Source organism: Streptomyces sp. NPDC059994 (assembly GCF_042737755.1).
Lineage (GTDB): Bacteria > Actinomycetota > Actinomycetes > Streptomycetales > Streptomycetaceae > Streptomyces.
Genome location: NZ_JBHWUR010000103.1, coordinates 20,294 through 27,606, shown reverse-complemented (window position 1 = coordinate 27,606; position 7,313 = coordinate 20,294). Strand labels below are relative to the sequence as shown.

4 protein-coding genes are annotated in these 7,313 nt (G+C 74.9%); 2 read left to right on the top strand and 2 right to left on the bottom strand.

Going from position 1 to position 7,313, the window contains the following annotated elements; all coding sequences use genetic code 11:
* Positions 1 to 326: 326 nt before the first annotated feature.
* Positions 327 to 3,425, bottom strand: a complete 3,099-nt coding sequence (locus ACFWA7_RS32825; RefSeq protein ID WP_385826725.1) for a sacsin N-terminal ATP-binding-like domain-containing protein — start codon at positions 3,423 to 3,425, stop codon at positions 327 to 329.
* An 812-nt stretch (positions 3,426 to 4,237) separates the two neighbouring features.
* A complete protein-coding gene (locus tag ACFWA7_RS32820; protein WP_385549759.1) occupies positions 4,238 to 5,149 on the bottom strand; it encodes a DUF3027 domain-containing protein in 912 nt (303 codons plus the stop codon).
* A 290-nt stretch (positions 5,150 to 5,439) separates the two neighbouring features.
* On the opposite strand from ACFWA7_RS32820, the gene ACFWA7_RS32815 reads away from it, so the two are divergent.
* Both ACFWA7_RS32815 and ACFWA7_RS32810 read left to right on the top strand, forming a co-directional pair.
* Positions 5,440 to 6,786 (top strand): MFS transporter, encoded by a 1,347-nt coding sequence (locus tag ACFWA7_RS32815; RefSeq protein ID WP_385549762.1) that lies wholly within the window; start codon positions 5,440 to 5,442, stop codon positions 6,784 to 6,786.
* A 27-nt stretch (positions 6,787 to 6,813) separates the two neighbouring features.
* Positions 6,814 to 7,308, top strand: coding sequence for a DUF2771 domain-containing protein (locus ACFWA7_RS32810; RefSeq protein WP_385549765.1), 495 nt, complete (start codon positions 6,814 to 6,816; stop codon positions 7,306 to 7,308).
* Positions 7,309 to 7,313 lie beyond the last annotated feature (5 nt).

Genomic DNA, 7,313 nt, shown 5'->3' with positions numbered 1-7,313 from the left:
CTCCTTCAGGGGCGCGGGGAACTGCGCGACCAGCCACAGACGACCCGCAGACGAACGGGGGCCGGGGCGCAGCCCCGGCGGGGGTATCGGGGGCGCAGCCCCCGCGAGGGGGCGGAGGAGCAGCCCGAAGCGGGGCCCGGGGCGGAGCCCGAAGCGGAGGCGGGGGCGCAGCCCCCGTACCGGGGTGCAGGGGGCGCAGCCCCAGCGGGGTGCAGGGCCGCAGGCCCCGCAACGGGGGTTCGGGGGCCCCGCCCCCGGGAAACCCGCCTCCACCCTCCACCCACCCCCGGAGGGTTTAGGTGAAGGGGCGGGGTGGGGCCCAGGACCTAGTCGAACCAGCGCGCCCGCGACAGTTCCGGCGTCCGGGACGGGTCCTCCAGCAGCGCGGCCACCTCGAAGCGGCGCGGCCACTGGCCCGCCGCCCAGGCGAGGGCCGCCGCGACACCCTCCAGCGTCGCCGCGTGCACCGCCCCGTCAGGGGCCTGGCGCCAGTCCAGTTCGACCCCGCCCGCCAACAGCTCCTCGTGCTCGACGTACGTCGACGGCGTCGCCGGGCCCAGCAGGGCCCTGACCGCCTCCGGGACCTCGTGTTCGGTCCCGACCGACGTCACCTCCGCCGTCACCCACTCACCGAGACGCCGCACCTGGAGCAGCTCCGCGAGGTCGGCCGCACGCGAGGGGGCGACCGGGAGCAGCGGCATCCCGGACGTCAATGGCAGCAGGTCCGGCGTGTCCGCCACCACCGCGTCGCCCGCGTCCACCACCCGTACCTCCCCGTCCACGACCGCCCGCAGTTCGTCGGGGAGCGTCACCTGATCGGGGTCGAGGTCGGCCAGCGCCGTGTAGAGGGCGTGGAGTTGGGCGTCCGAGACCGGGCGGTCGGGGTCCGCGAGGCGGGCGAGGAGCTCGGCCGCGCCGCCGGGCTCGTCGAGGAGCGCCGCCACCGACGTACGTACGCCGAGGGCCCGCAGCACCTGCTCGTCGTCGAAGCCGGTCGCGTCGGCCGGCTCGTACAGACCGGCCAGCAGCGGATCGGACCCGGCCGCGCGCAGGCCCGCCGGGCGGCGGCCGCCGAGGACGGGGTGGCCGCGCAGCCACCACGCCGTGTACGGGCGGACCGTCTCCGTCGTGCCGTCCGGCAGCAGGATCCGTACGGGCTGGGTCAGCGCGTCCCGCAGCGGCGGCCGGGCGAGCATCGCCAGCGCCTGCGGCCAGGCTTCGTCGTCGACGAGGTCCAGGTCCCGTACCGCCACGATCTCCGTCGCCACCGGCGGCACCGGCGTGTGCGGCAGCCGGTCGAGGACGTCCTCGCACCACACGTCGACCGCGTCGAGCAGCCCGGCGTCGTCGGGCTCGGCGAAGTCGCCGTCGCGGGGCTCCAGTTCGTCCGGGTCGAGGACGATGTCGGTGGCCCGGACCAGGGCGAAGGTCGCCAGCACACCGCAGGCGGCCAGCGGCTGCTCGCCCCAGCGCCCCGCGAGCTCCGCGTCGACCTCGGCGAGTTCGCCGGGGCGGATGACGGAGGCGAAGGGGCTGCCGGGCAGGACGAGTTCGCCGGCGGGGGCGAGCTCGCCGTCCTCGTCGGTCAGGGCGAGCGCGCCGAGCCACGGCTCGTCGCCGGGCTCCAGGGCGGCGTCGCGCACCAACGCCAGTACCGTCTCGGCGAGTTCCTCGGCGTCGAGGGCGTCCTCGTCCCAGATCTCCGCGCCGTCGAGGGAGGCGGCGACGGCCGCCCGCACCTGAGGGGTCGTCAGGACGGCTCGGGGCGTGGCGGGCAGGGCGCCGAGCTTCTCCAGGAGGGGGTGAGTGGCGTCCGCGTGCGCGACCTTGAGACCCAGCCGGCCGAGGTCGGTGGGGGTGTGGGCCAGGGGCAGCAGGATCTGCCGGGGCCCGATGGCCGTACGCCCGTCCGCGAGCGGCACCGGCAGACCGGAGAGCCGGTCGGGGTCGACGCCGGCGAGGGTGTCGTAGAGCCGGTACCACCACTCGGGCGCGCGCTCGGCGCCGCCGATGCGCTCGATGGCGTCGCCGAGCGGCAGCCGCCCGACGCCGAGCGCACGCAGCTCGGCGCGGCGCTCAAGACCGGCGGGCAGCAGCGTGGGCAGCACCTCCGCGAGCACCTTCACGGTGTCGGCGCCCGCCCCCTCCACGACCTCGGCTTCGAACGGCCGCAGCGCGGGCAGCTCTTCGGACGGCACGGCCGGGGCGAGGAACGCGACCCGGGGCAGCCGCTCCAGGATCGCCGCGCGCAGCGCCCCGTCCAGCTCGCCCCGCCCGAGCGGGCCGGGCACGAGGTCGACGGTGCCGGTCGACACGGGCTGCCAGTCACCGAGCAGCCGGGCGTACGCGTCGGCGGCGCGCTCCACCAGGAAGTCCGTCAGCGGCCCCGGGGCCGGGTGGCGCCGGGCGGTGTCCAGCGGCAGCGACGCGATGAGCAGGGCGGGCACGCCGAGGGGTTCGTCGGTGGGGGTGGGAGCGTGGACGACGGGGGCGGTACGGGGCCGCTGCGGAGCACCGTCCAGGTCCACCGGCACGGCCCAGGTGACCGACCAGTGCGGCCGCAACCGCTCCTCGACGGGCCGGTCGGCGAGGAGTTCGGCGCCCAGGGCCCCACTGTCGCTGACGACCCGCCAGCGGTTGAGCCCCTCCCGGGTGTCATCGATGTGGACGTACCCGTCCTGCTCGGAGCGGCGCAACACGCGCGAGCCGTCCGGGGTTTCGACGATGACCTCGACGAGGCCGGGGAGGGTGAGGAGCAGCGCGTCGTCGACGGCGGCGAGAAGCCGCAGTACGAGATCCTCGGCGGGCTCGTCCCGCAGGGGCAGGACGACGACGGTGTCGTACCCGTCGGGTGCCGACCCCTCGGCGGGCAGGGGGAGCCTCAGCAGGGGTACGTGGCCGTCACGGCGGCGCAGTTCGTCCCCGAGGCCGGGGCTGAAGCGGGCGGCCTCGGCGGCCAGGTCCCGCGCCTCGGCCAGCGACCAGCGGACGCCGCCGGTACGGCCGACGACGGCGGGTTCGTCGCTGACGGCGAGGACGGCGGCGAACCCGACACCGAACCGTCCGACGGCGGTCCCGGCGTCGCGCCGCTTGGCGGAGGCGCGGAGGGTGGACAGCGACTCCACGCCCGTGGCGTCGAGGGGCGTGCCCGTGTTGGCGGCGGCGAGGACGGGCTGTTCGCCGGGGGCGCCGGGGTGGAGGGTCAGCCGGAGCCGCCCGGGCACGCCTGCGCGCGCGGCGGCATCAGCGGCGTTCTGGGCCAGCTCGACGACGAGCCGGTCCCGGTACCCGCCGAGGGCGAGGTCCTCCTCGGCGTTGGCGTCCTCGCGGAAGCGGGCTGGGGCGGCGGCCCAGGTGTCGATGACCCCGCGCCGGAGTCGCCCCGTCCCGAAGGGGTCGGCCCCTTCGACCGCCGTCGCCTTCACGATCACGCCGTACCCCGCTTCTGCGAAAGTTGAACCTTGGGGGCCGAAGGTACCGCGTCCCGCCCAACGGGGCTGCGCCCCGGTCTCGGCCCGGGCTTTGTCTGCGGGTCTGTGGGGGCTGGTCGCGCAGTTCCCCGCGCCCCATTTTGGCCCGGGCTTTGTCTGCGGGTCGGCTGTGGTTGCTCGCGCAGTTCCCCGCGCCCCTTGTCGGCCCGGTGTTCGTCTGCGGGCCGGTGGGGGCTGAGCGCGCAGTTCCCCGCGCCCCATTTTGGCCCGGGCTTTGTCTGCGAGCCGGCTGTGGTTGCTCGCGCAGTTCCCCGCGCCCCTTGTCGGCCCGGTGTTCGTCTGCGGGCCGGTGGGGGCTGAGCGCGCAGTTCCCCGCGCCCCATTTTGGCCCGGGCTTTGTCTGCGGGCCGGCTGTGGTTGCTCGCGCAGTTCCCCGCGCCCCTAAAGGCAGGCAGAACGGGGCGCGGTCATATTTCAGCGCTCCGGCGCTTGAGGAGCGGGGTCCGGGGCGGAGCCACGAAAGCGGGGGGGCGGGCAGGGAGCGAAGCTCCCGCCCCTAAGGGGCGCGGGGAACTGCGCGACCAGCCACCCACAGCCCGCAGACGAACGGGGGCGAGGGCGAAGCCCCGAAGCGGGGTGCGGGGGCGCAGGCCCCGCCCGGGGGTCCGGGGGCGCAGGCCCCGCCCGGGGGTCCGGGGGCGCAGGCCCCGCCCGGGGGTCCGGGGGCGCAGGCCCCGCCCGGGGGTCCGGGGGCGCGGGCCCCGGGAGACCCGCCTCAAGGCCCCACCCACCCCCGGAGGGTTTGGTCAGGAGTGGCCCAGGTCCTCCGCCCCCGCATCCCCCGCCACCTCGACCGACCCGCTGTCGGCGGAAGGGCGCAGGGAGAGGGCGTCGGAGCCCAGGGTGTCGAGGACCGGGGGGGACGGGCGGGGGGGCTTCGGCATGACCGCCGCCTCCGAGTGGCCCCCGCAGCCGTACGCCAGCGACACGACACGCCCGTCCGCCGGACCGAATTCGTTCGCGCAGATACCGAAGGCCTGGCGGAGCGATCCCTCAAGCGGGACCAGGAAGGCGCAGGTGACGCAGGACGCCGGAGCCGCCTGCGCCATCGGGGTCTTCGCGCCGAACGACTCGTCCCAGCGGTCCGCCGCCGCGTACAGGCCGTAGCGGGACAGCACGCGGGCGCGGCGCATGCCGAGCTCCTCGGCCAGCGCCGCGACCGAGCCGCGCGAGGTGCCCGGCGGCCGGGCCACCAGCTCCGCGTCCTCCGCCTCGACCCGCTCGGCCATCTCCTCGGAGACGGCGGAGTTGGGCGGCGGGGCGTCCTCGCCGCTGTAGCCGGGCTCCAGGCGCAGGTCGTCCGCCTCGGTGGGGAGGAGGTCGCCCGGGCCCATGTCACCCGGGCGCAGTCGCTCGCTCCACGGCACCCATTCGGGCGCCATCAGCGCGTCCGGCCCGGGCAGCAGGACCGTCTCGTCGAGGGTGATCTGCTTCGCGCGGGAGGCCCGCGCGACGGTCACCGCCCAGCGCCAGCCCCGGTACCCCGGCTCCTTGCACTCGAAGAAGTGCGTGACGACCCGGTCACCCTCGGCTACCGCCGATACATGCTCTCCGACCACGCCGGGGTGCGCGGCCTCCTCGGCAGCCTCCCGGGCGAGGTCGACCGCTTCGGCGCACAGGCGGTCGGGGGTACGGCTTCGCGTCGTCGCAGCACTCACAGGTCTCGCTTCTCTCCTACGCCGTCTCACGGGTGCGCCGAGGACCGCGTACGTACGAGTCGCGGACGGAGCGGACCAAAGGGCCGCGTCGACGTCCGCGCCCGGGCCGTGAACTGTCAGGGGCGCGCCTTCTGCTATCCATTCTGCGGGATGGCGGAGAGGCGCGCGGCCATGAGCAGCCGCGGGCGGCGCGCCTGTCACGCTACCCCCTTCGTGGCCCGTGGCCCACCTGCCGGTCCGAATCCCCGTCGGTACGTCATGGTCGGGCGGGGTTGGGGCACTATGACTGGGTGGCTACCGTAGGGTCCACCGACAAGGCCAGTCCCCTCCGCAGGGCGGGGCGGACGGTCGGCCGAGCGCTGCACAGGCCCATCACGGGCCCCGCCCGTTCCATCAGAAGGGCGACGCACGCGCACGGCGCCGGTGAGTCGGGCCTGGGCAAGCTCATCGAGCTGCACGCGGTGAACGGCGCGGGTGACGTGATGATCACCGTGGCCCTGGCGTCCACCGTCTTCTTCTCCGTCCCGACCGATCAGGCCCGCGGCCGGGTCGCGCTGTACCTGGCGATCACGATGGCCCCGTTCACCCTCCTGGCCCCCGTGATCGGCCCGCTGCTCGACCGGATGCCGCACGGCCGGCGCGCCGCGATGGCGGGCGCGATGCTCGCGCGGGCGCTGCTGGCGCTCACCATGTCGGGCGCGGTGGCCACCGGCGGCCTGGAGCTGTATCCGGCGGCGCTCGGCGTCCTGGTGGCATCGAAGGCGTACGGAGTGGTGCGCAGCGCGGTCGTGCCCCGGCTGCTGCCACCACGGTTCTCGCTGGTCAAAGCCAATTCGCGAGTCACACTCGCGGGGCTGCTCGCGACCGCCGCGGCGGCCCCGATCGGCGCGGCGCTACAGCACGTCGGGCCCCAGTGGCCGCTCTATGGGGCGTTCTGTGTCTTCGTGGCGGGCACCTTCCTGGCGTTCACGCTGGACCACAAGGTGGACTCCGCCAAGGGCGAGCGGAAGGCGCAGCTGGTCGACCACGGCGGGCGCAAACCGGGGCTGCGCACGGTCGGCGCGTCCGTACAGAACGGGCTGATCGCCAACGCGGCCCTGCGCTCCCTCTCCGGCTTCCTGATCTTCTTCCTGGCGTTCCTGCTGCGCGAGCACCCGCTGGCGGGGCAGAGCGCCGCCGTCTCGCTCGGCGTGGTCGGCGTCTCGGCGGGCGTCGGCAACGCGCTGGGCACGGCGGCGGGCTCGATGCTGCGCTCCCGGGGCCCGGAGATCATCATCGTGATGGCGCTGATGACCGCGCTCGGCGCGGCGGTGTGCGCGGCGGTGTTCTTCAGCGGGGTGCTGATGGCGGTGCTCGGCGCGACCGCCGGGTTCACCCAGGCGCTGGCGAAGCTGTCCCTGGACGCGATGCTCCAGCGCGATGTGCCCGAGGAGGTGCGGACCTCCGCGTTCGCGCGCTCGGAGACCGTGCTCCAGATGTCGTGGGTGCTCGGCGGCGCCATAGGGATCGTCCTGCCGCTCAACGGAGTGATCGGGATGTCGGTCGCGGCGGGGCTGCTCGGGGTCGGCGCGGCCACGTCCGTACGAGGGCTGCTGAGCTCCGCGCGGCGCGGCACGCCCCACCCGCGCGTGGCGTGATCTCGGGGGACCGATAGCCTTCGGCTCATGACCGTTGCGTTCACCTCTGGTAAGGCCCGTCGGGCCGGCATCGCCCTGGGCGCTGTCTCCGCCGGACTCCTCGTCCTCTCCGCCTGCGACAAGCCGACGCCCCTCGCGACCGTGACCGTCGGGACGAACTCGGTGAACGCCGAGGCCGCCTGCCGCAACGACGGCAAGGTGCTGTCCGACGAAAAGCTCACGACCTGCCTCAGCAGCGTGAAGACGTCGAAGACGATCAGCTACTCGCCGGGCTCCACCCTGCGGCTCGGCGTGGACCCGGACGTCGTGGAGCACGGCGACAAGTGGGTCGCCGTCCTGGACGGCAACCCGATCACCGAGCCGTCCAACAAGACGTACCGCTCGTTCCCGAACGCGGACGTCTTCGCGACGGGCGGGCAGGGCGCCGCGCCCAAGACCAAGAAGATCAACATCATTCAGGTCAACGACAAGAACAAGCCCAAGTCGGTGTGGAGCTTCACGCTCAAGCGCGACGACAGCTGAGACGA